This window comes from Pelobacter seleniigenes DSM 18267 (assembly GCF_000711225.1).
Taxonomy (GTDB): Bacteria; Desulfobacterota; Desulfuromonadia; order Desulfuromonadales; family Geopsychrobacteraceae; genus Seleniibacterium; species Seleniibacterium seleniigenes.
The window spans coordinates 509637-535646 of sequence record NZ_JOMG01000004.1 but is presented as its reverse complement, the minus strand read 5'-3'; the positions used below and the strand labels follow the sequence as shown (position 1 = coordinate 535646).

General features: G+C 53.2%; 27 protein-coding genes. 6 read left to right on the top strand and 21 right to left on the bottom strand.

The window, feature by feature from the left end:
- Window positions 1-4 precede the first annotated feature (4 nt).
- The 10 genes from glyA to N909_RS24915 all read right to left on the bottom strand — a co-directional run bounded on the left by glyA (window position 5) and on the right by N909_RS24915 (window position 8070).
- On the bottom strand, window positions 5-1258 hold the full coding sequence (gene glyA / locus N909_RS0119405; protein WP_029917799.1) for a serine hydroxymethyltransferase: 1254 nt from the start codon (window positions 1256-1258) through the stop codon (window positions 5-7).
- A gap of 148 nt (window positions 1259-1406) precedes the next feature.
- Entirely contained in the window at window positions 1407-1844 is a 438-nt protein-coding gene (gene rpiB, locus N909_RS0119400; protein ID WP_029917798.1) for a ribose 5-phosphate isomerase B, read from the bottom strand.
- 8 nt (window positions 1845-1852) lie between these two features.
- On the bottom strand, window positions 1853-3085 hold the full coding sequence (fabF, locus tag N909_RS0119395) for a beta-ketoacyl-ACP synthase II (protein ID WP_029917797.1): 1233 nt from the start codon (window positions 3083-3085) through the stop codon (window positions 1853-1855).
- A 117-nt stretch (window positions 3086-3202) separates the two neighbouring features.
- Window positions 3203-3436, bottom strand: coding sequence for an acyl carrier protein (gene acpP / locus N909_RS0119390; RefSeq protein WP_029917796.1), 234 nt, complete (start codon window positions 3434-3436; stop codon window positions 3203-3205).
- A gap of 51 nt (window positions 3437-3487) precedes the next feature.
- Window positions 3488-4225 (bottom strand): 3-oxoacyl-[acyl-carrier-protein] reductase, encoded by a 738-nt coding sequence (gene fabG, locus N909_RS0119385; RefSeq protein WP_029917795.1) that lies wholly within the window; start codon window positions 4223-4225, stop codon window positions 3488-3490.
- 46 nt (window positions 4226-4271) lie between these two features.
- The gene (fabD, locus tag N909_RS0119380; protein WP_029917794.1) at window positions 4272-5186 is read right to left on the bottom strand and encodes an ACP S-malonyltransferase; all 915 of its coding nucleotides are present in this window, start codon (window positions 5184-5186) and stop codon (window positions 4272-4274) included.
- Window positions 5187-5211: 25 nt separating this feature from the next.
- A complete protein-coding gene (locus N909_RS0119375; protein WP_029917793.1) occupies window positions 5212-6189 on the bottom strand; it encodes a beta-ketoacyl-ACP synthase III in 978 nt (325 codons plus the stop codon).
- A 39-nt stretch (window positions 6190-6228) separates the two neighbouring features.
- A complete protein-coding gene (plsX, locus tag N909_RS0119370; protein WP_036684158.1) occupies window positions 6229-7215 on the bottom strand; it encodes a phosphate acyltransferase PlsX in 987 nt (328 codons plus the stop codon).
- 14 nt (window positions 7216-7229) lie between these two features.
- Complete coding sequence (gene rpmF, locus N909_RS25395; protein WP_084167830.1) at window positions 7230-7412, bottom strand: 50S ribosomal protein L32; 183 nt, start codon at window positions 7410-7412, stop codon at window positions 7230-7232.
- Between the two features lie 115 nt (window positions 7413-7527).
- Window positions 7528-8070 carry a YceD family protein gene (locus tag N909_RS24915; RefSeq protein WP_051689969.1) on the bottom strand — a complete coding sequence of 181 codons (543 nt, stop codon included), beginning with the start codon at window positions 8068-8070 and terminating at the stop codon, window positions 7528-7530.
- A gap of 231 nt (window positions 8071-8301) precedes the next feature.
- Between N909_RS24915 and mazG the strand changes: the two genes are divergently transcribed.
- Both mazG and N909_RS0119355 read left to right on the top strand, forming a co-directional pair.
- Window positions 8302-9018 (top strand): nucleoside triphosphate pyrophosphohydrolase, encoded by a 717-nt coding sequence (gene mazG / locus N909_RS0119360; RefSeq protein WP_029917790.1) that lies wholly within the window; start codon window positions 8302-8304, stop codon window positions 9016-9018.
- A 243-nt stretch (window positions 9019-9261) separates the two neighbouring features.
- Window positions 9262-9654 (top strand): FxsA family protein, encoded by a 393-nt coding sequence (locus N909_RS0119355; protein ID WP_029917789.1) that lies wholly within the window; start codon window positions 9262-9264, stop codon window positions 9652-9654.
- Window positions 9655-9901: 247 nt separating this feature from the next.
- Here N909_RS0119355 and murJ read toward each other — a convergent pair whose 3' ends face one another.
- Window positions 9902-11470, bottom strand: coding sequence for a murein biosynthesis integral membrane protein MurJ (gene murJ / locus N909_RS0119350; protein ID WP_029917788.1), 1569 nt, complete (start codon window positions 11468-11470; stop codon window positions 9902-9904).
- Window positions 11471-11631: 161 nt separating this feature from the next.
- Here murJ and rpsT point away from each other — a divergent pair, with 161 nt between their 5' ends.
- Window positions 11632-11895: a 30S ribosomal protein S20 gene (gene rpsT / locus N909_RS0119345; RefSeq protein ID WP_029917787.1), complete on the top strand. Its 264-nt coding sequence runs from the start codon at window positions 11632-11634 to the stop codon at window positions 11893-11895.
- Window positions 11896-11989: 94 nt separating this feature from the next.
- Here rpsT and holA read toward each other — a convergent pair whose 3' ends face one another.
- From holA to rnc, 10 genes are all read right to left on the bottom strand, one after another.
- A complete protein-coding gene (gene holA / locus N909_RS0119340) occupies window positions 11990-12991 on the bottom strand; it encodes a DNA polymerase III subunit delta (RefSeq protein ID WP_029917786.1) in 1002 nt (333 codons plus the stop codon).
- A 3-nt stretch (window positions 12992-12994) separates the two neighbouring features.
- A complete protein-coding gene (gene lptE, locus N909_RS0119335) occupies window positions 12995-13501 on the bottom strand; it encodes an LPS assembly lipoprotein LptE (protein ID WP_029917785.1) in 507 nt (168 codons plus the stop codon).
- Window positions 13501-16056: a leucine--tRNA ligase gene (gene leuS / locus N909_RS0119330; protein ID WP_029917784.1), complete on the bottom strand. Its 2556-nt coding sequence runs from the start codon at window positions 16054-16056 to the stop codon at window positions 13501-13503. The genes lptE and leuS overlap by 1 nt, the downstream gene beginning before the upstream one ends.
- Before the next feature lie 174 nt (window positions 16057-16230).
- Window positions 16231-16449 carry a translation initiation factor IF-1 gene (gene infA, locus N909_RS0119325; protein WP_029917783.1) on the bottom strand — a complete coding sequence of 73 codons (219 nt, stop codon included), beginning with the start codon at window positions 16447-16449 and terminating at the stop codon, window positions 16231-16233.
- A gap of 160 nt (window positions 16450-16609) precedes the next feature.
- Window positions 16610-16999, bottom strand: coding sequence for a response regulator (locus N909_RS0119320; protein WP_029917782.1), 390 nt, complete (start codon window positions 16997-16999; stop codon window positions 16610-16612).
- 254 nt (window positions 17000-17253) lie between these two features.
- A complete protein-coding gene (locus N909_RS0119315) occupies window positions 17254-17625 on the bottom strand; it encodes a response regulator (protein ID WP_029917781.1) in 372 nt (123 codons plus the stop codon).
- Window positions 17626-17733: 108 nt separating this feature from the next.
- Window positions 17734-18798: a DUF4388 domain-containing protein gene (locus N909_RS24910; RefSeq protein WP_051689968.1), complete on the bottom strand. Its 1065-nt coding sequence runs from the start codon at window positions 18796-18798 to the stop codon at window positions 17734-17736.
- A gap of 36 nt (window positions 18799-18834) precedes the next feature.
- Window positions 18835-20142: a ribosome biogenesis GTPase Der gene (gene der / locus N909_RS0119305; protein WP_029917779.1), complete on the bottom strand. Its 1308-nt coding sequence runs from the start codon at window positions 20140-20142 to the stop codon at window positions 18835-18837.
- A gap of 66 nt (window positions 20143-20208) precedes the next feature.
- Complete coding sequence (gene era / locus N909_RS0119300) at window positions 20209-21111, bottom strand: GTPase Era (RefSeq protein ID WP_029917778.1); 903 nt, start codon at window positions 21109-21111, stop codon at window positions 20209-20211.
- Window positions 21111-21815 (bottom strand): ribonuclease III, encoded by a 705-nt coding sequence (gene rnc, locus N909_RS0119295; protein WP_029917777.1) that lies wholly within the window; start codon window positions 21813-21815, stop codon window positions 21111-21113. The genes era and rnc overlap by 1 nt, the downstream gene beginning before the upstream one ends.
- 299 nt (window positions 21816-22114) lie before the next feature.
- On the opposite strand from rnc, the gene holB reads away from it, so the two are divergent.
- The 3 genes from holB (at window position 22115) to metG (ending at window position 25984) form a co-directional block, all read left to right on the top strand.
- On the top strand, window positions 22115-23086 hold the full coding sequence (holB, locus tag N909_RS0119290; protein WP_029917776.1) for a DNA polymerase III subunit delta': 972 nt from the start codon (window positions 22115-22117) through the stop codon (window positions 23084-23086).
- Between the two features lie 201 nt (window positions 23087-23287).
- Window positions 23288-24412 carry a PSP1 domain-containing protein gene (locus N909_RS0119285; protein WP_029917775.1) on the top strand — a complete coding sequence of 375 codons (1125 nt, stop codon included), beginning with the start codon at window positions 23288-23290 and terminating at the stop codon, window positions 24410-24412.
- Between the two features lie 42 nt (window positions 24413-24454).
- Window positions 24455-25984: a methionine--tRNA ligase gene (gene metG, locus N909_RS0119280; protein WP_029917774.1), complete on the top strand. Its 1530-nt coding sequence runs from the start codon at window positions 24455-24457 to the stop codon at window positions 25982-25984.
- Window positions 25985-26010: the final 26 nt, after the last annotated feature.

Below are 26010 nucleotides of genomic sequence, written 5' to 3'. Positions count from 1 at the left end.
CTCGTTACTTCAAGCGATGAGCGTAAAGTGGAAACTGCAGGCACAGGTCCTTGACTTCGCCTCTGATTTTTTCAAGCTCCGCTTGGTTATCAATATTTTTCAAGGCGCGATCGATCCACTCGGCAACTTTGACCATTTCCCCCTCTTTCAGCCCGCGGGTCGTGGTCGCCGGGGTGCCGATACGAATTCCACTGGTCACAAACGGCGACCGGGTGTCAAAGGGAACCGCGTTTTTATTTACCGTGATACCGGCTTCCTCCAAAGTATGCTCGGCGACCTTTCCGGTAATCTCGGTACCGGTGAAATCAACCAGCATCAGGTGATTATCCGTCCCGCCGGACACCAGTTTATAGCCGCGCTCCACCAGTCCGCCGGCCAGGGCCTGGGCATTTTTCACCACCTGCTCGGCATAGCTTTTGAACTCCGGAGAGAGGGCTTCTTTCAGAGCCACGGCCTTGGCTGCAATAACATGCATCAGCGGCCCCCCCTGAATACCCGGAAAAATATTGCTGTTGAGTTTTTTGCCCCACTCTTCAGTGCAAAGGATCATTCCACCGCGGGGACCACGCAGGGTCTTATGGGTCGTGGTGGTGACGAATTCTGCATAAGGAACGGGATTCGGATGGACCCCGGCGGCAACCAAGCCAGCAATATGTGCCATATCGACCATGATGACGGCACCAACCGCATCGGCAATTTTGCGAAAGGCCGGAAAATCGATTTTCCGAGGGTAGGCGCTGGCTCCGACCACGATCAGTTTGGGCTGGTGTTCCTTGGCGAGTTTTTCGACTTCGTCATAGTCGATGGTCCCGGTTTCGGCCTTGAGTCCATAGGGAACAATATTGTAGAGCTTGCCGGAAAAGTTGACCGGCGAACCATGAGTCAAGTGTCCGCCGTGGGCAAGGTTCATCCCTAAAACCGTATCGCCAGGCTGGCAAACCGTCATGTAAACAGCCATATTCGCCTGAGAACCAGAATGAGGTTGAACATTGGCATGTTCAGCACCGAATAGCTCTTTGGCCCGATCAATCGCCAGTTGTTCTGCAACATCAACACATTCGCAACCGCCGTAATATCTTTTCGCCGGATAGCCTTCAGCATATTTATTGGTCAGGACAGAACCCTGTGCTTCCAGAACCGCTTCACTGACGAAGTTTTCCGAGGCGATAAATTCAAGATTATATTCCTGGCGACGGGTTTCATCCGCCACAACCTGGGCAATTTCGGGATCAAAAGATGCTAAATTCGGACCGGTCATATGCTTCCTCCATAAAAACTATGCTTTAATAGTACGCTCTTTTATAAGCCAGCAGAAAAAACTCTTCCAGGAAAATAAATCTCCTCGCCGGCAAAGATAAAAAAAACGGGGCGCTGCAGCCTGCCCCGTCGTGATGAACCATTTCCCTTTACGGCTGTTCAAGAGCCGCGATTTTATCCAGACGGTTTTGGTGCCGTCCTCCTTCATAGTCCGCATCAAGCCAGACTTCAACCAATTTCCGCCCTTGCTCAGGGCTCAGCAAACGCCCCCCCAGCACCAGGATATTGGCATTGTTATGCTCATGAGCCATCTGCGCCGTGAACTCATCGTGGACCAGGGCGGCACGGATCCCCGGAAATTTATTCGCCGCAATGGACATCCCGATTCCGGTGCCGCAAATCAGGATCCCCGCCTCGGCAGTTCCGCTGGTCACAGCTTTGGCAACTAAAGCGGCATAGTCCGGATAATCGACCGAATCCTGACCATGAGTACCATGATCAACATAGGCCATGTTGCGCTGTTGAAGAAGTTCAACAATAGCTGTCTTCAGTTCCAACCCACCATGGTCGCTGGCAATTGCAATCATTGAGAGCCTCAGATCTTTTTAAAAGCCAAAGTGGCGTTAGTGCCTCCGAAGCCAAATGAGTTCGACAGCGCGACCTGGCAATCGGCTTCACGCGCTTCATTCGGGACATAATCGAGGTCGCATTCGGGATCGGGCTCAAAATAGTTGATGGTCGGCGGCACCACCCCGGTTTTCAAGGTCAGAGCCGAATACACCGCCTCGATACCACCGGCGGCACCAAGCCCATGCCCGGTCATACTCTTGGTGGAACTGATCAGGGTTTTTCTGGCATGATCACCCAAAACCGATTTGATCGCCATGGTTTCGTAAAGATCATTAAAATAGGTCGAGGTCCCATGGGCGTTGATATAGTCTATATCTTCGGGGTTTAAACCAGCGGTTCTCAGAGCCATGGCAATACAACGCGCAGCCCCCTCCCCGCCTGCAGCAGGCTGGGTCAGATGGAACGCATCGCTGCTCAGGCCGTAACCGACCACCTCGCAGTAAATGTCTGCACCGCGTTTTTTAGCACTTTCGTACTCTTCGAGGATAAGAATACCAGCACCCTCAGCCATAACAAATCCATCGCGGTTTTTCTCGAACGGACGACTGGCGGTCTGCGGATCGTCATTCCGGGTCGACAGGGCTTTCATGACATTGAAGCCACCGATGCCCAGCGGCGTGATCGTCGATTCCGTGCCACCGGCAAACATGGCATCGGCATCACCGCGAGCAATCATATGGTAGGCGTCGCCGATGGAGTGGGTTCCGGTCGCGCAAGCTGAAACCGAGGAAAGATTGGGTCCCTTGGCGCCAAACTTGATAGAAATGTGACCAGGCGCAAGATTGATAATCAGCATCGGAATGAAAAACGGGCTGATCCGCTTGTAGCCCCGCTCAAGCAAGACTTTATGATATTGCTCGATGGCTGGCAGCCCGCCCAAACCAGAGCCAACCAAAACCCCGACTCGTTCGGCATTCTCTTCGGTGATCTCCAGGCCGGAATCTTTCAGCGCCATATCAGCCGCGGCAAGACCATATTGGATGAAGAGATCCATTTTCTTGATCTCTTTTTTCTCAATAAAATCCTCGGCGACGAAATCCTTGACCTCGCCGGCGATCTGTGTGGCCAGATCAGAGGCATCGAACCGGGTCACGGTAGCGATCCCTGATTGGCCATTGGTCAGTGCGGCCCAGTTCTTCTCAACACCGGTGCCCAAGGGGGAGACAACTCCCAGGCCGGTGACTACAACTCTACGCATAAGTCATCTCACCTTGATAATTCATTGACGTTTGCTTGGATGGAATATACATGTTTTTAACGGCAGGAAGCTTCAGATGGCGCCGAACCGCAATCCGGCGCCATCAAATCAAAAAGATCAGGAAGCTTTGCTGATGTATTCGATAGCGTCTTTGACGGTCTGGATTTTTTCAGCATCCTCGTCAGAGATCTCGACATCAAACTCTTCTTCCAGAGCCATAACCAGCTCAACGGTATCCAGGGAATCAGCACCGAGGTCGTCCATAAACGATGCATCGGTCGTGACCTGATCTTCATCAACACCCAGTTGCTCTGCTACAATCTGCTTAACTCTTTCATCAATAGAAGCCATTTGCTTTCCTCCTCGTGTGTTATTTCGGCCCAACTTTGTAAGCCAACTTGTTTACATGTACATTCCGCCGTTAACGCCGACCACCTGACCGGTAATGTACCCGGCCTGGTCCGACGCCAGGAAAAGAACAGTATAGGCAATATCATCGGCGGAACCGAGCCTCTCCAGAGGAATCTGCGCAGCCAATTCCTGGCGCTTCTGCTCCGGCAGGGCATCGGTCATATCCGTGGCAATAAATCCGGGTGCTACGGCATTGACAGTGATATTGCGTTTTGCCAGTTCACGCGCATTCGATCGGGTCAGCCCCATCAAGCCGGCCTTACTGGCGCAATAATTCGCTTGTCCGGCGTTGCCCATCTGGCCAACCACCGACGCAATATTGATAATCCGCCCGCTGCGCTGCTTGGTCATGACCTTGGCGACCGCACGGGTACAAAGGAAGGCCCCTTTGAGATTGACATTGAGAACAGCGTCCCAATCTTCATCCTTCATGCGCAGCAACAGTGCGTCACGGGTAATCCCGGCATTATTGACCAGGATATCGATACGGTCAAAAGCTTCTTTAGCGGCATTCACCATCCGCTCGACATCGTCGGCAACGGTAACGTTGCCCTGTACGGCAATCGCCTCGGTCCCAGCGGCTTTCAACTCGGCAACAAAGGCTTCAGTCGCTGCAAGATCGATATCCACGGCAACAATCTTTGCACCCTGAGCAGCAAGGGCCAGGGAAATACTCCGCCCGATACCGCGGGAAGCACCAGTCACCAGAGCAACTCTTTCTTTAACCATAATCGACTCTCCTAAATCAAGATATTGAATAAATATAGCACTCTTTCTAGGCCTTGGCTAAACTGTCGAGGTCGCAGATATTAACCAGTTCAGCCTGGCGATCAATCCGCTTGATAAGACCTGTCAGCACTTTACCGGGGCCTATTTCAACATAGCGGGTCACCCCCAGGCGCTGCATGCACTGTACTGATTCATCCCAACGCACCGGAGCGCAGACCTGTTCGACCAGCAGTTCCTTGACTCGCGAGTGATCCTGGTAGGGGGCTGCTTCGACATTACTGACTAAGGGAACGCTGAGAGGATTGACGGATAACGGTGCCAGAACCTCTTGCAGGCGAAGCGCTGCCGGAGCCATCAGGCTGGAATGAAACGGTGCACTCACCGGGAGCAGCATGGCTCTTTTGGCCCCGCGTTCCTTGGCAAGTTCAAGGGCCCGCTCCACCGCAGCGGCATGGCCGGCAATAACGATCTGCCCCGGGCTGTTAAAGTTGGCGGGAGCAACGGCGTCGCCCTGTGCGGCCTCTCGGCAGAGTTGATCCAGTTCGGCAGCATCAATGCCGATGACCGCGGCCATAGCCCCGGTACCAACCGGCACAGCTTCCTGCATAAAAGTACCACGCTGATGAACAGTTTTAACCGCGTCGGCAAAAGCCAACGCACCGGTTGCAACCAGGGCTGAATATTCGCCAAGGGAATGGCCGGCCACATAGGCTGGTTTAAGTCCCTTTTCCTGCTGCAGCACGCGCAATGCCGCGACACTGGTCGTCAAGATGGCCGGCTGGGTATTGGCGGTCAGCTTCAGAGCCTCATCGGGACCGGAAAAACACATTCCAGCGATATCGAAGCCGAGGGCATCATTGGCTTCGGCAAAAATATCTTTAGCAACAGCAAAATTATCGGCCAGGTCTTTTCCCATTCCGGAAAACTGTGACCCCTGGCCCGGAAAAACAAATGCAATCATTTCAACACCTAAATAAATAGTCAGATTACCAGCGAATCAGAGCTGAAGCCCAGGTAAAACCGCCACCAAAAGCTGCAGACAACAGCAGATCCCCCTCTTTGAGCAGTCCCTGCCGGAAGGCTTCATCCATGGCAATCGGAATGGTCGCTCCAGAGGTGTTGCCGTATTTATCAACATTGATAAAATTCTGCTCTTCAGTCAGTTCCAGCCGTTTGGCCGTGGCCTCGAGGATGCGGAGATTGGCCTGATGGGGAATGAACAGCCCGACATCCGCGCTGGAAAAGCCGTTGGCATCAAGGGCTTCTTTGGAGACATCAGTCAATGAGCGCACAGCCACTTTGAACACTTCGTTCCCCTGCATTTTCAGGTAAGGCAAGCGCGCATCAACTCCTTCAGGAGAGGAAGGATTTCGCGAGCCGAATCCAGGCTGATAAAGCAGTTCAAGGTAATTGCCGTCAGAATGAAGGTGGGTAGACAGAATACCGGACTCGCCGTCCTGAGCTTCCAGCACAACCGCACCAGCCCCATCCCCGAACAGGACGCAGGTGTTCCGGTCGGTCCAGTCGACAATTCGGCTGAGGGTTTCCGCACCAATAACCAGCGCCCGCTTACCGCGGCCATTGGCCAGGTAATCATTGGCAGCAGACAGAGCATAAAGGAAGCCACTGCAGGCAGCGGACAGGTCGTAAGCGAAAGCATTTTGCGCCCCAAGCTTAGCCTGGATGATGCATGCCGTGGCCGGCCAGGGATAGTCTCCGGTAATCGTTCCCATGACAATCAGATCGATATCTTCGGCTTTGATTCCGGCCATATCGAGGGCGCGCTGAGCAGCGATGGTCGCCATATCCGAAGTACACTCACCTTCAGCGGCAATCCGACGCTCCTTGATGCCGGTTCTGGCGACAATCCAGTCATGACTGGTATCGACCATTTGCTCCAAGTCGAAATTAGTCATGATCCTTTCCGGCAGATAAGAACCGGTTCCAATGATTCGAGCTTTCATTTTATTAGAGTCTCCGTTTTCGGTTCCTGAAAGTAAAACTTACAGCAACGCTGCCAGTCTCTCTTCAAAGCGAACCTGAGCGTACTCACCTGCCTGCCGAATTGCAATACTGATTGCAACAGGGTCGGAACTGCCATGACAGACGATTCCCGTTCCGGCGATACCCAGCAGGGGCGCACCACCATACTCGGCAGGATTAATTCTTTTCTTAAAAGCTGAAAACGCAGAGCGGCTGAGGAGATAACCAACCTTGGCCAGGAAGCGTCTTTCAATTTCCTGTTTGAGCATTGTGCCCACAGCGACCGCAAGCCCCTCGGAAACTTTCAGCAGAACATTCCCAACAAACCCGTCACAGACGACAACATCGACTGCACCGTTATAGACATCACCACCCTCGACATAGCCAAGGTAATTCAGCTGTGAGTCCCGGAGCAGACAATGAGCTTCGCGTGTCAGCTCATTCCCTTTTTTCTCTTCAGCACCATTCGACAGGAGCCCGACCCGAGGTCGCGGTTTACCGAACAGATGTTCGACATAAACGCTGCCCATCAGTCCGAACTGATAAAGATGCGAGGCCTTACAATCGACGTTGGCCCCCATATCAAGGACCATGGTCTGATCATTCAGGTTGGGGAGACAGGTGCCGATGGCAGGTCTCTCAATGCCTTTGACCCGTCCAAAAACCACCATTCCGGCGGCCATTGTCGCACCTGAGTTCCCCGCACTGACAACGGCGGATGCCGCTCCCTGCTTGGCCAGATCAAAAGCGACTCGAATAGAAGAGTCCTTTTTTTTTCGTACAGCATCGGAAGGTGAATCGTGCATGCCGACAACTTCACTGGCATGCTGAATTTCCAAGCTCAAACCGGCAGTGTCATGCTTTGCCAGCTCAGCCTGAATCTTTTCCGTATCGCCGACGAGGACAACCTGACATCCCCATTCTTTACAAGCAGCAACAGCGCCGGTTACTTCAGCAACAGGTGAGTTATCCCCACCCATGGCATCAACAGCAATTTTGACGGTCATTGACGGCGGCCGGCTTAGATTTCGTCGCTGCTAACGATTTCTTTGCCCTTATAAGTTCCACAATTAGAACAGACCCGATGAGGACGTTTCGGCTCCTGGCATTGCGGGCAAGTGGAGATCCCTGGAGCGGTCACTGCATCATGAGCGCGACGCATATTTTTTTTCGCTTTAGAAGTTTTCTTCTTTGGTACTGCCATGATCTTTCTCCTTCAGCCGGACATCCAGCGGATTGACATCCTGTCCGGCGGTTATATGCCTAGTAGATTCAACAAAGATCTTCTGACGGCCTCGCTGCCGAAAGTTGTATCCCTGTTACTCCTTCAGTTTAATCCCCGCCAACACTGAAAATTTGCTGTTAAACGGTTTTTTGGTACAGCCGCACTGCTTCTGATTAAGATCAGCGCCGCATTCCGGACAGAGTCCTTTGCAGGTTTCCGAGCAAAGCGGACTGATCGGTATCGTCATGACTAATTGATCCTGCAGAGGGTGACGCAGCTCAAGCACCTCATCATGGTACGGAATCATGTCCAGTTCCAAAGCCTCCAGTTCGACCTCCTCCTCCAACTCTTGCTCACGCCCCTCACAAGGGGTAAAGGTCAGCGAGAAGGATTCGGCCAGAGCGCGCTGAAAAGGCTGCAGACAATGTCCGCATTGCATAAGGAGCGAAGCTTCAAACCGCCCATCGACCTCAACGATCTGCCCACTGCGTTGCAATCTCAGAAAAAACCGGATCGGCCCGTCATAGACCGGGCCGCCCTCTTCTGCAACCGCAACCAAATCGGGGAAATCCTCTGCCGAGCAAACATAATCTTGTTCAAGGACTCCGCCCTTGATATCTTTCAACTCCAGACGCACAATCCATCCTCACCAGGGCGAAAGAAACAGTATAAAGAGCGATCAAATCATGTCAAGCTAAAAGGGATGCTCCCAACTGTTCAGAATGGCGCACTTTCTAGCCCATTCATTTTTGTTTTGCAAGGTTTTTTTTATTTTCCCCCAGGAACTGCCGAAGACTGGTAATTTATACCAAGTACGAAACATCACAGCAAAAATGCCATCAACTCTCTTAAAGGATTTGACGAATCAATGTCCAACCCCGCAAACGATATGGAAATAAACCGTCTCATCAACATCATGTCCACGTTGCGCTCTGAAACAGGCTGTCCGTGGGACCGCCAGCAAACTCCGCAGAGCTTAAAAGGATACCTGCTCGAAGAGGCCTACGAGGTCCTCGACGCCATCGACCACCACAACCCAACCGAGGTTTGCGACGAACTTGGCGACCTGCTGCTCCAGGTCGTCTTTCTTGCCCAAATCTATCAGGAGCAAGGCCTGTTCAACTTTGCCGACGTGGCAAAATCCATAGCCGACAAATTGATTCGCCGCCATCCCCATGTCTTCGGCGAGGCCGATCAGGCACACCATGCCGAACGCTGGGAAGCCATCAAACATCAGGAAAGGGAAACCCGCGGTCAGGGGCACAGCCTGGCCGAGCGGCTTCCCAAGACACTGCCGGCCCTGAAAACGGCCCAGAAAATCAGCAAAAAGAGTCCCCTGCCGACGGCAATCTTGCTGCATGAGCAGATTCAGAACAGCTGGGTCAGCTTATCCGGTCAAATGGAGCAAGACGAACCTCGGGACGGTGGAGAATCACCGGCCGCAATCATTGGTCATATTTTGTATCAAACGGTTCAGCTCGCAACAACATTGGGCGTCGACGCAGAGGATGCCCTGCGCCAGAAAAACAATACCCTGATCGCTGCCGCTGACCACAAAAAACAAACCCAAGAAGGTCATCAATAGCAAAGTTCGTGAAAAACAATCGGTTTTGAGCACCGTCCACACCGGCTGTGGAAAACCTGTATAAAAACCTGTTGAAATTATCCGAGAGTTAGTAAAAACTGCATGAGGCACCACGTTGCCTATTTTTTGTTCAATTTTATTTTAGCGTAATTCCAGGCAGTTACAGGAGTCGTCTTTTTCTGAAAACAATGACCTAAAATTTGTACATTTCTTAATTTATGATTTTTTATGAAAGGTGTATACATGTTTATAAAGCTGCTTGGCGTCTTCATTCTGATACCGGCCATCGAACTTTACGTCCTCATTGAAGCCAGTCGGCAGATCGGGGCCGGTGCAACCATCGCCATGATTTTTTTAACCGGAATTGCAGGCGCTTACCTGGCCAGGTCACAGGGTTTCTCTCTGTTACAAAAGATACAAACCGAGCTGAATCAGGGGAGGCTGCCTACCGATGAACTCACCGATGGTGCAATTATCCTGGCCGGCGGATTATTACTGCTCACTCCCGGTTTTTGCACCGACCTGTTCGGTTTTTGCCTATTGGCGCCTTTTACTCGAAAGTTTATTAAAAGATGGCTGATGGACTGGTTTACCAAGAAAATCCAGCGGGGCGAGATCCGTATCAACCGGCTTTGACCGGCTCATGACATGATTCATCCGTGGGTACGGTTGATGGCCGGGGAAAAGCATTTGCAAGGCAACTCAGAATCCGCCAGCCGCAGAAAGACTGTCGCCTTAACTGATCGTCACCTTGCGGACAGCCTCCCCTTAACAGCCGACAGAGGTCTCCTCGCGGGAAGAGGAGGCCCTGACGACCGGGAAGGAGTTGTTGACTTAAGTGCCGCCCCGACGGGCAATCTGCCATGGGACTTATGAAAGGTCATTAGGCGCGTCGCTTTCTGCGCAGAGCCTGCAAGCCGCTTCTGACTTCTTCAATCCTGAACAGGTAGCAACAACCGAAATATACCAATGAGCCGCTAGCGACCGCGGCAGCAAGCACCAGCCCCTTCTGAAGATGGTTCCCTGCCGCCTGCCAATCCGCAAAGCCAAGCGCCTGATCAACAGCGATTGCCATCAGCAGACAGGCCGGAACCACCTTGACCACCGGCAGCCAGAAAGTTTTGTGTAAAAATCCACCGACCCGCCGCTGCAACAGCCAGACCAGCAACAGAGCATTGAATATAGAGGAAATAGTCAGGGCAATGGCCAGGCCGCTGTAGCCGTACCACAGCATCAGCAAGTACCCCGCTACCGCATTGACCAAAAGCGTCCAAAAGGACACGATCACTGGGGTTCGGGTGTCCTGGAGAGCGTAAAATGTCTGTGCGGCAATACGGCTGAAACCGACGAAGAGCAAGCCCGGGGCGTAGCAGACCAATGCCGTCGCAGTATTGGCGACATCGGTCATTGCGAATTCACCGCCGAAAAAAAACAGTGCATAGATCGGTTTAGCACAGAGAATCAGCCCGGTAATCGCCGGCAGAGTAAATAGCGTGACCAGACTCAAAGAAAAAGCCAGGGAGTCCCTCATCCCGGCAACATCCTTTTCGGCAATTTGCCGGCTCATCATGGGCAGCGCTGCCTGGGCCAGGGAAACGATAAATATCCCTTGCGGGAACTCAAACAGCCGCTGTCCGTAATAAAGATAGCTGACACTGCCGTCGGGCAGAAAAGAGGCCAGCAAGCGACTGACGATGATATTGATCTGATAAATGGCGACCCCGAGGATCCCCGGAATCATCAGGGTCATGACTTTTTTCAATTGCGGATCATTCCTGAATCTGAAATCCGGCTTGAGGACGATCTTATAGCGCAGCAACAACGGATATTGCAGCAGCAACTGCAGGACCCCGCCCAGCAAAACGCCGATGGCAAGAGCATAAATCGGCACGCTGAACAGCTGGCGCAGGCTCAATGCCGCCATAATCATCATCAGATTCAAAAACAGTGGCGACAAGGAGGGCAGAAAAAAATGCCCCCGGACATTAAGAATGCCAGTAATCAGAGCCAAAAGGGAAACCAGCCCGATATAAGGAAACATGATGCGATTAAGCCGGTCCGTTAATTCCAGCTTGCCGGGAATTTCGGAAAAACCGTAACCGATCACTTTGGTGATCCAGGGAGAGCCGATAATCCCCAGGGCAACAATGGCAACCATGACCAGCAACAGCAGGGTCATGCAGCGATTGGCGAGCCGCTGGGCCTCCTCCTCGCCTCGCTGGTGCAGAACTTCGGAAAAGGTCGGGACAAAAGCCGCACTCAAAGAGCCTTCGGCAAAAAAGCGCCGTAACAGGTTGGGGATGGTAAAGGCAACAAAAAAAGCATCCGTTGCCAGGCCGGCACCGAACAGGCGTGCCACCAGGACATCCCGCACCAAACCGCCGATGCGGCTGAGCAGGGTCGCCATCGCCATGGTGACGGTCGACCAGCCTATGGTTCTTCGACTTGTCATTATTCTATTTTAATCCTTTTTATACAGAAGATAAGTTCCTGGAGAAGCGTTACTTTTTATTTAAATTAAAAATTTTCTAACTTGACAGGAAGAGATAAGACGCATAATATCGCCGCCACTTGTGACAATATCCCATTTCAACGCGTAAGGAGATTTTTTTCGTGGCAAACCATAAATCGGCAATTAAACGCAATAAGCAGAACCAGATCCGTAACGCCCGCAATACCCATATTCGCTCAACCATGCGGACCCTGGTCAAAAATATCCGGGAAGCTGCTGCGGCTGAGGACAAAGACGCTGCCCAGGCCGCTTTGGCCAAAGCAATTCCCTATATCGACAAAACCGCAGCAAAAGGCGTTATCCATAAAGCGACCGCAAGCCGCAAAATTTCCCGCCTGAGCAAATTGGTCAACAGCCTGGCCTGAACCGGGATGACATAGGGACATTCGGCGCTGTCACCAGGCCGCTGTCCCGCAATGAACGATTGAAAAACAAGGAGATCTCAATCTCCTTGTTTTTTTAGTTCGTCTTTCGTTTGGTCAGCCGCAGGATCAAACTATCCAGTAAAGCATCCGCATCCGCGCCGCTCGATTTCATGGCCAGATCGGTTTCCAGAAACAGTTCAAAAGCGGTCATGAAATCCTGACGGGAAAACCGTTTGGCTTGCTGAATAAGTCCATCGACCACAAAAAAGGGAATCCGGGCAATACTCGCGATCTCTTTCTGGGGACAATCCTGAGCACTAAGCTCCCTGACCTTCCAGAGCTGGCGAAAATGCCTGACCAGCAGCGCCAGGATTCGTAGCGGAGCCTCCCCCGCCCCACCCAGCCGTTTAGCCAGCTCCAGGGCCCCCGCAGTATCTCCACGGCCAACCGCATTGCCAAGATTGAAGATATTCTCAGCGCGCCCCCTGGAGACCACAGCCTGGACATCCTTACTGTCAATCAAGCGCGCCCGCCCAATGTAAGTGATCAATTTATCCAGCTCAGAATGGACTTCCTGCAATCGCTCACCAACGGTCGCACAGAACAGGCTGAGCGCATCGGCCGAGATTTCGATATCCTTCTCATCAAGATAATTTTTCACATGCCGGGGCAGGTCCCTTTCAGAGAGCCCTTTGAATTCAACCAGAACACCGACTTTTTTGAATTGCTGGAAAAATTTCCGCCGACCATCGATTTTTTCGGCAACCAGCAGCAGGCAGGTTTCGGGCACGGGATTACCCAGGTAGTCCATCAGCCGATCCTGTTCAGCAGCAGGCAGCAAATGAGCATCACTGATGGTGACCAGTCTTCGGGCCGCAAAAACAGGGAGGGTTTCGGCGGCATCAAGAACCTGCTCGGCCCGACAGCTTTTCCCTTCGAAGCGATGATCGTTAAAATCATCAACCCCGGTCGGAAAAAGAACCTGGCGCACCCGCTTGGCGGCCTGGTTCACTAAAAAGCTTTCCTCGCCATACAGACAGAGCAGTTCTGGAACTCGTTTTTCACGCAACAGGCGATTGAATTCCTCAACTGTCATAGGCTAGTTACTCAGCAAACGAAAACGCAACTCTTCCGCCAGTCGTTGACAGATTTCTGCAATCGCCTTGGCCTCGGCACTGTCCTGAGCCGCCTTATCACTGGAAACGGAATAGGAGCTTTTCCAGCTGATGCGCTGTTGCCAAAGTTCCTGATTGGACTTGACACGAGTTAACCGGGCATCCACCGTCATGGCAGAATCATATTCGGCGATGTCGTCATGGCTGTCATAGGAGATGGCCTGCCTGGAATATGTGCGGATGGTCAGAGTCAAAATCGCTTCGGCAGCGGCAGAATTAAAAACCTCGGCAATCTGCCTGCTCCGGGCAAATTCATCGGTCACACGACTGATCAGTCTCGTTTCCAGATAAGGTTCGCTGGTCAGGTTATTGATCGGTGCGACATAAATCTTACTGAGCCCGCCGGGCAAGTGTCCTCCTTGCCCGGCAAAATGATAACCGCAGCCGCTGAGCAACAACAGGGTAACAAAAACAAGCGCGAAGGGTCTCATCAAGCGACCACGACGTTGATCAGGCGGCCGGGGACAACAATTATTTTCCGCACCTGTTTGCCTTCGATAAACCGCTGGACATTGGCTTCACTTAGCGCGGCCTGTTCAATAGCGGCCTGCTCGGCATCAATTGCCACAGCCAGCTTGCCACGCACCTTGCCGTTGACCTGAACCACCATGGTCACTTCATCGGCGACCAGCGCCTGGTCATCCCAGCTCGGCCAGCCGGCGGCTTCGATACCATCGGTATGCCCCAACTGCTGCCAAAGCTCCTCACAGATATGCGGAACAAAGGGGTTCAGCAACCGCACCACCGTTTCCAGAGCTTCCCGCATGATCCCGGGATTATTAGCCGTCGACTTGAATGCATAGATGGCATTGACCAGCTCCATCACTGCCGCAATAGCGGTATTGAAATGGAACCGACCGTCGATGTCCTCACTGACCTTTTTAATTGTCTGATGGATTTTGCGCTTTAGTTCGGCCGCTTCACCGGACACCTCGGCGGGCATATCGGCCGCGGCAATCGCTTCGAGGTTGTCGCCGACGGCACGCCAGACCCGGCTGAGGAAACGGGAGCACCCTTCCACCCCCTGCTCATTCCATTCGAGATCCTTCTCCGGGGGAGCCGCAAAAAGTGAAAACAGCCGCGCAGTGTCTGCCCCGTATTGCTCGATCAATTGGTTGGGATCGATGACGTTCTTTTTGGACTTGCTCATCTTTTCGGTGCGGCCGAAGCTCACCGGACGTTCGCAAAGCACACACTTCCCATCCACGACCTGTTCCGGGTACAGCCAGCCGTGCTCGTTGCAGCGTTGGGTTTCCTTGCACACCATCCCCTGGGTTAACAGATTGGTGAAGGGCTCGTCGACATCGATCATCCCGAGGTCACGAAGAATTTTGGTATAGAACCGGGCATAGAGCAAATGCATGACCGCATGCTCAATCCCGCCGATGTACTGGTCGACGGGCAACCAATAATTTGCAGCCGCTTTATCCAGCGGTCCATCCTGATAGTCCGGGCAGGCATAGCGGGCGAAATACCAGGAACTCTCCACGAAGGTATCGAAGGTATCGCTCTCCCGGCGGGCCGGCTGGCCGCATTTCGGGCAGGCTACCTGCATGAATTCCTGATGCTTGGCCAGGGGGGATCCACCCTCTCCGGTTAATTCAACATCCATCGGCAACGTGACCGGCAGATCCTTTTCCGGGACCGGCACGGCACCACAGCTGTCACAATAAATGATCGGGATCGGTGTACCCCAATAGCGCTGCCGGGAGACCCCCCAATCGCGTAACCGATAATTGACGGTTTTACGTCCTTCCCCGCGGGAATCGAGATATTCAGCGATCTTCTCCTTGGCCGCCTCATTGTCGAGGCCATCGAATTGGCCGGAATTGACCAGCACACCGGAGCCGACATAGGCTTCCGGCAACTGCTCGGCAGCTAAGTCTTCGCCTTCCGGCTGAATGACAACCTGCAGGGGCAGACCATATTTCCGGGCAAATTCGAAGTCCCGCTGATCATGGGCCGGAACCGCCATAACCGCACCGGTCCCATAATCCATAAGCACAAAGTTAGCCAAAAAGACCGGGATCTTCTGGCCGGTCAGGGGATTCAAACAGTACGAGCCGGTAAAGACACCTTTCTTTTCCAGATCTCCGCTGATCCGGGCAGTCTTGTCCTGGCCGGCGACTTCTTCCATGAACTGGCTGACCGCTGCGCGTTGTTCTTCGGTCACCAGAGTTTCCGCCAACGGATGCTCCGGCGCCAGACTCATGAAGGTGGCTCCGAAAAGAGTGTCCGGCCGGGTGGTAAAGACCTTGATCTGACAGCTGCTGTCGACGACCGTAAAAACGATCTCACACCCGTAACTCCTGCCGATCCAATTGCGTTGCATGGCCAGCACCCGCTCCGGCCAGCCGGGCAGATTGTCTGCACATTCGAGGAGTTCGTCGGCATAGTCGGTGATCTTGAAAAACCACTGTTCGAGCTCTTTCTGCTCCACCGGGTTGTGGCAGCGCCAGCAGCAGCCATCCTCAACCTGCTCATTGGCCAAGACCGTCTGACAGTCATCACACCAGTTCACCGAGGAGCCTTTTTTATACGCCAGCCCCCTCTCGAACATTTTCAAAAAGACCAGCTGCTCCCAGCGATAATAGTCCGCATCACAGGTCGCAAATTCACGTTTCCAATCATAGGAAAGGCCAATTTTTTTCAGCTGCCGCCGCATGCTGTCGATATTTTCATAGGTCCATTTGGCCGGATGAATGCCGTGTTCGATGGCCGCGTTCTCAGCGGGCATCCCGAAAGCATCCCAGCCCATGGGATGGAGCACATTGAACCCCTGCATCCGTTTGAAACGGGCGGCCACATCACCGATGGCATAGTTTCTGACATGCCCCATATGGATACGGCCTGACGGATACGGAAACATTTCCAGCAGATAGTATTTTTTCTTGCCTGGATCTTCGCCGGCACGAAAAGTTTGCTGTTCCTGCCAAAATGATTGCCATTTGGCCTCGACGTCTTTGGGGTTGTAGTGATTTTCCATAAATCCTCCGTGGCGAGCCTCGCTTTCGCCACTTAAATTCAAAAAATATCTCTGCAGCAGATACACGAAAACCGGCGCAGGCCGGCATCGTATCCAATCAAAATTTTCAGGGGCAAAACAGCTCCCGTTTCCCGGCGTTACGTATTTACCGCCCGGATTCGCAGCCTGGGTCGTTTATTTGGACCGGTAAGTGATACGCCCGCGCGTCAAATCATAAGGAGACAGTTCAACCGTCACCCGGTCACCAGGAAGAATCCGAATATAATACTTCCGCATTTTGCCGGAGATATGAGCAAGAACAACGTGATCATTGTCGAGTTTAACCCGAAACATGGCGTTCGGGAGCGGCTCGACAACTGTCCCTTCGACTTCTATTGCTTCTTCTTTTGCCAACTGTGCCTCCTGAAAATAGTTACTGATAATTTTATACTGGCGACTTATTACATGTTCACTGCAAGCTGTCAAGTCTGGCGGACCGCCAACCATCACCCGGTCGAAAAAACCCCTCTCGCATAGCTCCTCAGGCCAGTCCCGACCCGAAGCGCTTCCACAGCTAAGGCCTGCGCTTTTCCGGATCCAACAGTTTCCTGACCACATTGATCAAACCCGCCGTCTGCAGAGGCTTGGTCAGGTATTCGTCGGCGCCTGCAGCCAGGGCCTTTTGCCTGGTCAGCTGGGAGTTTTCGGTGGTAATAACAACTATCGGCAGACTTTTATAACTATGATCGTTTCTCAGCAGGCCGATCAGGCGGAGTCCATCCAGCAACGGCATGTGCAGATCGGTCAATAACAGATCATATTTTTCTTCTGCCAGTTTTTTCAGGGCACTGACACCATCTTCAGCTTCGTCAATTTGCAGACCGGGAAGCCGCTGCAGGGCGAAAATGACAAACTGTCTCATGGTCGGGGAGTCATCTACAACCAAAACCCGTGCGGCATACATAATCTGTCCGGACTCCGTTCAATACTGGGTTAAGATATGCAAACCTGCTCATTTTATCAATAAGTGCAGACAATTACCAGTTAAAGAAGTAACCGGGCAGCGAACCGTCACTGCCCGTTGGTCGGCCCGTTGCCGGGTCCTCCAGGTTCAGTTCAACAACAGCGGGACGATACTTAACCGAGAGTCATGCCCAGTCGCGGAACTCAGCAGCCGGCCAGGTTAAGCAACCGGGCAAGGTTTTGAATTGTCGAATCTTAATTCCGGCTCAGGAGGGTTTCGATCGTTTCCATCACTTTGGCGGATTTGAAAGGTTTGGTAATATACTGCTCAGCGCCGACCTCAACACCCCGGGCCACATCTTCCGGAGTTTTTTTCGCTGTCAACAGGATGACCGGGATATTCCGGGTCTCCTTGTTGCCCTTGATGCGTTCACAGACCTCAAACCCATCCAATCCCGGCAGCATGATATCCAAAAGAACGAGATCGGGTCGTTCTTCGGCAATCGCTTCAAGGGCTGCAGGACCGGTGGTCGCACCCCTCACCAGATAGCCTTTCGTGGTCAACAGGATGCTCTCCAGCTTCAACAGACTTTCTTCATCCTCGACAATGAGTATTTTTTTCTGCATGGGCTTGACCTCCTGAGATCAGATTCTTTTTTGCATCAAGTATAACAGAAGATCTATACATGTCGCGGTGACGAAACAAACAGGCATGGCAACCGAGGCGAAAGAACCTCAGCTTCCCGACAAGGCCTGCTCCATGGCCAGACCAGCCTGGGAAAGAAAAACTTCAAAGGCCTGCAGGCGCTGGGAATCACCATCCTCAGCGTTTAACTCGCCGTACAAAAGGGCAACGACCTTATCGTCGCTAAGCAGAGGTGCCAGGAGAACCTGCTCCTTCGGGTGCCCCAGGAAATTGGTTAGCATCGACTCTGCCCGGCTCTGCCCCAGTGCCCCCCGAATCGCCTTTTTCTCTATCATGACTCGAGCAAACAAGGAACCTGGCTCAACCTGCAGGCGCATCTTCCGAACGATCTCGTCAGCCCGATTATTGTACTCGTCAACACCGAACTGTCCCAGTCCGACCAGATTGGTGCCGCGAACATCAAAAACAACCGCCCGCTGCATGATTTCGCTGGCATAGCGGAGAATGAGCAGGATGATCCCCCCGCCCATTTCCGGATGCCGCAATTCCGCCAACATGCCACGCAGCAGATGATGCCCCTGCTGCGCCTGGCGTTTGTTGATTTCAGCCAGTTCCAACTCAAGGCTATCCTCATCGACCGGACTATGCTCCATAAAGCGCTGCCCTTTTAAAGCAAGCCGCTGTGGGCTGAGTCCGGTTTCAAGGATGATGTCGAGGGGGTTCAACTGTGCCGAGCCGAAGGATTGCGGCTCTTCCAGCTTGAAATGAAAGCGCCCCTTACGCCAGGAGAAGAAGCTGATGACGATTTTTTCGATCTGCTGAGCGACGATCTCTTCAATAGTCGCGGCAGGAACCTGATACAGCTCGCTCAGCAGATCCCCCAGCGGTCGATGACAGCCCGGTCCCTGCTGATACTGCAAGGCATCTTCGAGCTGTTTGTCGGAAATCAGTCCCGCGGCGATCAGCATCTGCCCCAGCTCAAGCGGGGTCTGACTGGAGGAGGCCCGAATGATCTGCCCGGCATGAAAAATCACCTGCCCGGCATGGCCCTGAGATTCGAGGCGCAAAGTTCCCGACTTTTTACTGAGGCTGAGGATCTGCAGAATATCGCGGATACCCAGATCTTCTAAATATCCATCAAGTCGATCGGTCATTTCTCGCGCTTTGTTTCCTTCTCATCCCGGTCCGGTTCAGCGGCCCTTAAACTCCAGCCGCAACGGCACCTGGTTAAACTTGAACTTTTCCCGGAAGCCGTTGGTCAGATAACGTTGATAGGAAAAATGGATGTCATCCGGGTTGTTGGTAAACAGAACAAAAGTCGGCGGACGAACGGCACTTTGGGCCGCATAATAGAATTTTATTCTGCGCCCGTGAACCATAGCCGGCGGATGCTTGGAGACGATCTCCTCCAGCCCCTGATTAAGCGCCGGAGTCGGAATCCGCCGATTGAACTCGGCAGCAACACTTTCAACCAGGGCCATCACTTTGTTCACCCGCTGACCAGTCAGGGCGGAAACAAACAGTAGCGGGGCAAACGGCAAAAACTTAAACCGCCGACGCACTTCTTCGACGAATTTTCCCATGGTCTGATCGTCTTTTTCCGGCAAGTCCCATTTATTGACCAACAAGATCACCGCACGTCCTTTTTCGTAGGCATAGCCCGCCACGGCCAGATCCTGGTCGGTCACGCCTTCACTGGCATCCAGCACCATCAGCACAACATGGGACCGATCCATGGCTTTCAACGCAGTAATTGCACTGTACTTTTCCAGCGCCTGGCTGACTTTCCCCTTGCGCCGAATCCCGGCGGTATCGATCAATACATAGCGTTTGTTATTGTACTGAAACGGCGAATCGATGCTGTCCCTGGTCGTTCCGGCAACCGGATTCGCCACCACCCGCTCAACCCCAAGCAACCGGTTGACCAGGGAAGATTTGCCGACATTGGGCCGGCCGACCAGAGCCATGCGCACTTCTTCGGTCGGCTCGCTTGTCGCGGGACCGGCCGGCAGCAGCTCTTCGAGGTCATCGATGAGATCGTTAATTCCCCGGCCATGCTCAGCGGAAAGCGTATACAGCTTTTCGATTCCCAGGGCATAGAATTCAGCCGCGGCGATTTCCTGCTTGTCACCATCGACTTTGTTCACCAGATAAAAGACCGGCTTATCGACCCGCCGCAGCATTTCCGCAATTTCGATATCGGATGGCGTCAGGCCGGATTTGACATCCATCAGATAAAGGATGATGTCAGCCTCTTCCACCGCCAGCTGTGACTGTTCACGCATCTGCGCAAGCAGCCGGTCCTCGCTGGCCGGCTCAAACCCACCGGTATCAATGAGCAGAAACGGTTTGGCAAAACGGGTGATTTCGGCGTAGTGCCGATCCCGGGTCACCCCTGGAAAATCCTCGACAATCGCCTTGCGTTTTCCCAGCAGGCGATTGAACAGGGTTGACTTGCCCACATTAGGGCGACCGACAATAGCGACTGTCTTCAACATAAATTCTTCATTTACTTTCTAAAGATCAATTAGGCTGACAAACCACCCCAAAGCCGGGATGTTCAGCTAGTTCTGGCTATAGCCAAGTTCACGCAGCATGCGTTCACTCTGACTCCAGTCCTTGTCAACCCGGACAAACAGCTCAAGGAAAACCCGGGTGGCCAGCATACGCTCAATATCCTGGCGCGCCTCCTGGCCAATCTTCTTGATCATCTGCCCGCCTTTTCCGACAATGATTTTTTTATGGCTGTCTCTTTCAACATGGATCGTCGCCTGAATGACAACCAGGTTTTTTTCCGGCTGTTCTTCAAAAGACTCGACTTTGACGCCGACACCATAGGGAATTTCTTCGTTGGTCCGCCGCATGATCTTTTCCCTGATCAGTTCAGCGGCAATAAAACGTTCCGGCAGATCGGTCAATTCATCGCCGGCATAATATTGTGGGCCTTCTTCCAGGCGCGCTTCTACCAAAGCGAGGATTTTTTCGACCCCGTCTCCGGAGCGTGCCGAAATCGGGACCACTTCGGCAAACTCGAAACGCTCCACATAAGAGCTGATCAGCCCAAGCAGCTTGGGTGGTTCAACCAGGTCAATCTTATTGATCACCAGGAAAACCGGCACCGACATTTTCTCGAACAGGTTGAGGATATATTCATCTCCCGGACCCAACGCGGTCTGCGCCTCAACCAGAAACAGGATCAGGTCAACATCGGCACAGGCCCCGATCGCCTGATCGACCATAAAACGATTCAGCTTGCTTTTGGCCTTATGGATACCCGGGGTATCCACGAACAGCGCCTGTCCACCGGGGAAATTGTGAATCCCCAGAATCCGGTTGCGGGTCGTTTGCGGTTTATTCGAGGTAATGGCGATTTTCTGGCCGAGAATCCGGTTCAGCAGGGTTGATTTGCCGACATTGGGTCGGCCAACCATGGCGACGAACCCGGATCTGAACTGCTTTTGGGTCATTATTTCTCCAACGATCTTAATAAAGGATGATCCAGGGCTGCAGCCGCGGCTTTTTGTTCAGCACTTTTCTTGCTGCTGCCACTCCCTTTGCCGAGCAGCTTTCCGCTAAAGCGAACTTCCATGGAAAACATCCGGTCATGGTCAGGTCCGGAGACCTGGGTCATGATATACTCGGGTAACTGATTATAACAGGCCTGCAACCTTTCCTGAAGACAGGTTTTATAATCACTGCCGTAACGCAGCAGTGCTGATTTTTTTATCGCAGCGGCAAACCGCCGCTCCACCACCTGGCAGGCGGCGGCAAAACCTCCGTCCAGAAAGATCGCCCCCAACAGGGCCTCCAGCGCATCGGCAAGCAGGCTCGGCTTTTCCCGTCCCCCGCTTCGTTCCTCGCCTCGACCAAGCTTCAACCCACGCCCCAGGTCCAGTTCGCGGGCGATTTCGGCGAGCCCCTTTTCACTGACGACCTCGGCACGGATCCGGGTCAGGCCGCCTTCCGGGATATCCGGATATTGCCGAAAAACCCATTGACTGATAACCAGTTCAAGAACTGCGTCGCCCAGGAATTCAAGACGTTCGTTATGCAGAACAAATTCGGACTGTTCATTACTGAAGGATTTATGAGTCAACGCCTGAAGCGGCAAAGAGCGGTCGCAAAAAGTGTAATTCAAAGCATTTTCAAGATGATCCAAAAACTTCGGCACTGCTCCTCCATTTCCCATTCTCTTATTTGTCGCGGAGTATAGCCAAAAGCACCCGGCAGTTCAATTTCTTTACAGTACTTTTATCCCTTTCTCCTTGATTCAAGCAGAATTGTCTACCTATAATGACAGGTTGAAATAAAAAACATGGCTTAGCCAGTCCAGAGAAAACAGTCGCGAGCTCTGCCGGGTATCAACCGCAGACAGAAGATGGCAGACGGTTCAACCTTCGGTTAACACCTGGCCACTTGACACTCTGAACCGTCTGTTTTTTTTCGTTTACACTTTGCTTCGGAACCTCCATGACCTTTGCATCCATAGCTGGGCACGAGCAGCAGAAAAATATTCTCCGCCGGGCCCTGGCCAATAAGCGGATCGCCCATGCCTATCTTTTCGAAGGGGCCGAAGGGATCGGTAAAAAACTGATGGCCCTGGCCTTTGCCCGGGCATTGCTCTGTCTGCACGGAACCGGCTGCGGTGATTGCGCCGCCTGCCGCAAGATCGACCACAACAATCACCCGGATGTCCATCTGATCGACAGCGCAGAGGCGGCGATCAAGATCGATCAGATCCGCGAACTGCAGCAGCAACTGTCACTGCGTCCGCTGGAAGGGATATACAAGGTCTGCCTGATTGACGGCGCCGAATATCTGACTGCCGGGGCAGCCAATGCACTCCTGAAGACACTGGAAGAACCGCAGCCCAATACCGTCATGATTCTTCTATCCGGACGGCCGGAGCAGTTGCTGCCGACCATCCGGTCACGCTGCCAACGGCTCCCGTTCCGCAGGCTGCCGCTCCGCCAACTGTCCACGCTCCTGAGTCAGCGGCTCGATTTCAATGAGACCGAGATTGCAGTCCTGGCTGCCCTGTCGGACGGTAGCTTCAAAAAAGCCCTGGGGCCAAAACAGCAGCTGTTTCTGGAAAAACGCCGCGAACTGATTCAAGCCTTGTCAGCACTGTCCCCAGGAAGTAATATTCCGACGTTATCCCTGGCTGAGGAACTGGCCGAGGAAAAAGAGAGCCTGCAGGACTTCCTGGATATTTTCCAGGCTTTTTTCCGCGACCTGTTGCTGCTGAAATACGGCCGCCCGGAAGAAGATCTGGTGAATCAGGATCTTCTGGAATTGCTCAATCGGGAAGTTCAGCGAGCTTCCGTCGAAAGCGTGCTGGCCAAGCTGAAAACCATTGACCAGGCACGCTTTCATCTGCAGAGAAATGTCAATCGGCAGCTGACCATGGAGGTGATGCTGCTGGGAATCGCCGCCGCCTGAAGGCAAGGGATATTGGCGGCAGCAACGCTCTGTCACATCAGGCAGTAACAACCTTGATTGCCCTTTTTTACAGGGCCGTAACATCAGCCGCGCAGCTGCCTGTTGTTGATTTCATAAGGCGGAAAAAGAATCTTTTCTCCGCCCATACATGAAAAAGTCCCCAGCGGATTTTTTCGATATATACCAAAGGATCTGGGTTTTATGGAACCTCTTACAATAGTCAGTATCGCTTTTCATACGGCAGGAAAAATCTTCGACTTTGAAGTTAAGGAGCTGGAACTGGTCCCTGGAGACAAAGTCATCGTTGAAACCGAGCGGGGACGTGCTTTGGGAACGGTCATTACCAAACCACGGCAAATCTCCCCCGCGGAAGCACCACCCAAACTGAAAGCGGTCATCCGCATCGCCACAGAAAGCGATCAGCAGATGGCCGACAGCAACGCCCAGCGCGAGAAGGAAGCCCTGCTGTTTTGTCAGGACAAGGTCCAGCAGCGCAAACTGGACATGAAGCTGGTCCGCGCCGAATACCTCTACGACGGGTCGAAAATCATTTTCTACTTTACGGCTGACGGCCGCATCGATTTTCGTGAATTGGTTCGCGACCTGGCCCAACATTTCCGAACCAGAATCGAAATGCGCCAGATCGGCGTTCGCGATGAAGCCAAGCTGGTCGGGGGACTCGGTATCTGTGGCCGGGAACTGTGCTGTTGCAGTCATCTGCGTGAATTTGCCCCGGTGTCGGTCAAAATGGCCAAAGCTCAGGGGCTGGCCCTCAACCCCACCAAGATCTCCGGTCAGTGCGGCCGGTTGCTGTGCTGTCTGGCCTATGAATACGAAACCTACAACGAACTGAAGAAAAATCTGCCGAAGTGCGGCAAGAAGCTGCAGCTTAAAGACGGTAAGGCTGAGGTTATCGCCCTCGATATTTTGGCCCAGAAGGTTACTCTGGTCTGCCATGACGGGGAGCGTTGCCAGAAGCATATCAAAGAGCTGCAACAGGAAATCGACAATCAGGCTGCAGCACCGCCGGCACAGGAAACCGAGCCCAAGGCCCCCAAAGAAGAGAGCGGCAAAACGGCCCCGGAATCCCCCCCGGGTAAAAAACCGGGACGCAGCCAGCGACGCGCCAAACCGCAAGGCCGCCCGGCCCCGGTGCAGAAGAAAACCACGGAAAGCCGTGACAGCGCCCCGGTTCAACCTCCGAGCAGTAGCAGTAGCAATAACAGCACTCCGGCTGAACAGGATGCTCAAGGCAAGCCCCAACGACGGCGCAGAAGACCCCGACGGCGTTCGAACCGCCCCAAAAATCCTGAAACCAAGTCATGAAATGACATGTAATTTTTTTCGTCTTCGCGATGGGAGTAAATAATGGAAAAAACCTTTTACGTCACGACACCTATTTATTATGTCAATGATGTTCCGCATATCGGCCACGCCTACACGACTTTGGCCTGCGACGTGCTGGCCCGCTACAAACGGGCGCGCGGTTATCAGGTTGCATTTCTGACCGGTACCGATGAGCATGGGCAAAAAGTTGAAACCGCCGCCAAAGCCAACGGGGAGACCCCCCTTGAACTTGCCGACCGGGTGGTTAAACGCTTCCAGGCCCTGTGGAAAAAACTCAACATCTCCCATACCGATTTTATCCGTACCACCCAGGAACGCCACAAGCATACGGTCCAGGAGCAGTTCAAAGCTATTGAAGCCAAGGGAGACATCTACCTTGGGGAATATGAGGACTGGTACTGCACTCCCTGTGAAACCTTCTGGACCGAAACCCAGCTGCTCGACGGCAACTGCCCGGACTGTGGTCGGCCGACCACCAAGCTCAAGGAAGAGTCCTACTTCTTTCGCATGAGCAAATACCAGGATCAGCTCCTCGAATATATCGGGAACAACCCGGACTTTATTCAGCCGAAATCACGCCGCAACGAAATCCTCAGCTTTGTCCGGGAAGGCCTGCGTGATCTGTCCATTTCCCGGACCTCCTTTTCCTGGGGAATCCCGGCTCCAGGTAATGATAAACACGTCATCTATGTCTGGTTTGACGCCCTGACCAACTATATTTCCGCCCTCGGTTACCCGGAGGACAAAGACGGCAATTTCGAAACATTCTGGCCGGCGGTTCATGTGATCGGCAAAGACATTCTGCGCTTTCATGCCGTTTACTGGCCGACCTTCCTGATGGCCGCGGGCCTGCCGTTGCCAAAGAAAGTTTTCGCTCACGGCTGGTGGACCGTGGAGGGGCAGAAAATGAGCAAGAGCCTGCGCAATGTGGTCGAGCCAAATATGCTGGTCGACAAATACGGCGTCGACGCCATCAGGTACTTCCTGCTCCGCGAGGTTCCCTTCGGACTGGACGGCGATTTTTCCCACAGCGCTCTGATCCATCGCATCAACTCCGACCTGGCGAACGACCTGGGCAACCTGGTCAGCCGCTCAACGGCCATGCTTGGCAAATATTTTGCCGGGGAATTGCCGGAACCGGGGGCACGCCTCGAAATCGATGAAAAACTGATCGAGCTATTTGCCGCCAACCTGACTAAAATTGATGAACAGCTTGAAGATATGGCCTTCAACAAGGCGTTGATGAGCATCTGGGAGCTGATTTCAGCCGGCAATAAATACATTGATGAAACCGCCCCCTGGACCCTGGCCAAAGACCCTCAGCAGCGTGAGCGCCTGGCAACGGTGATGTACAACCTGTTGGAATCCTTGCGCCTGATCGCCCTGATCGTGGCACCCTTCATGCCCGAAACCGGCGCCAAGATCAGCTCCCTGCTTGGTGCTGACGGAACCAACCTGGCCCTGGACGGACAGGATCAGTGGGGTGGACTGAAACCCGGCACCACCATTGAAAAAGCCGCGCCTCTTTTCCCGCGGATAGAAACCGAGTAATATTAGAGCTATCACTTGCATGGTTC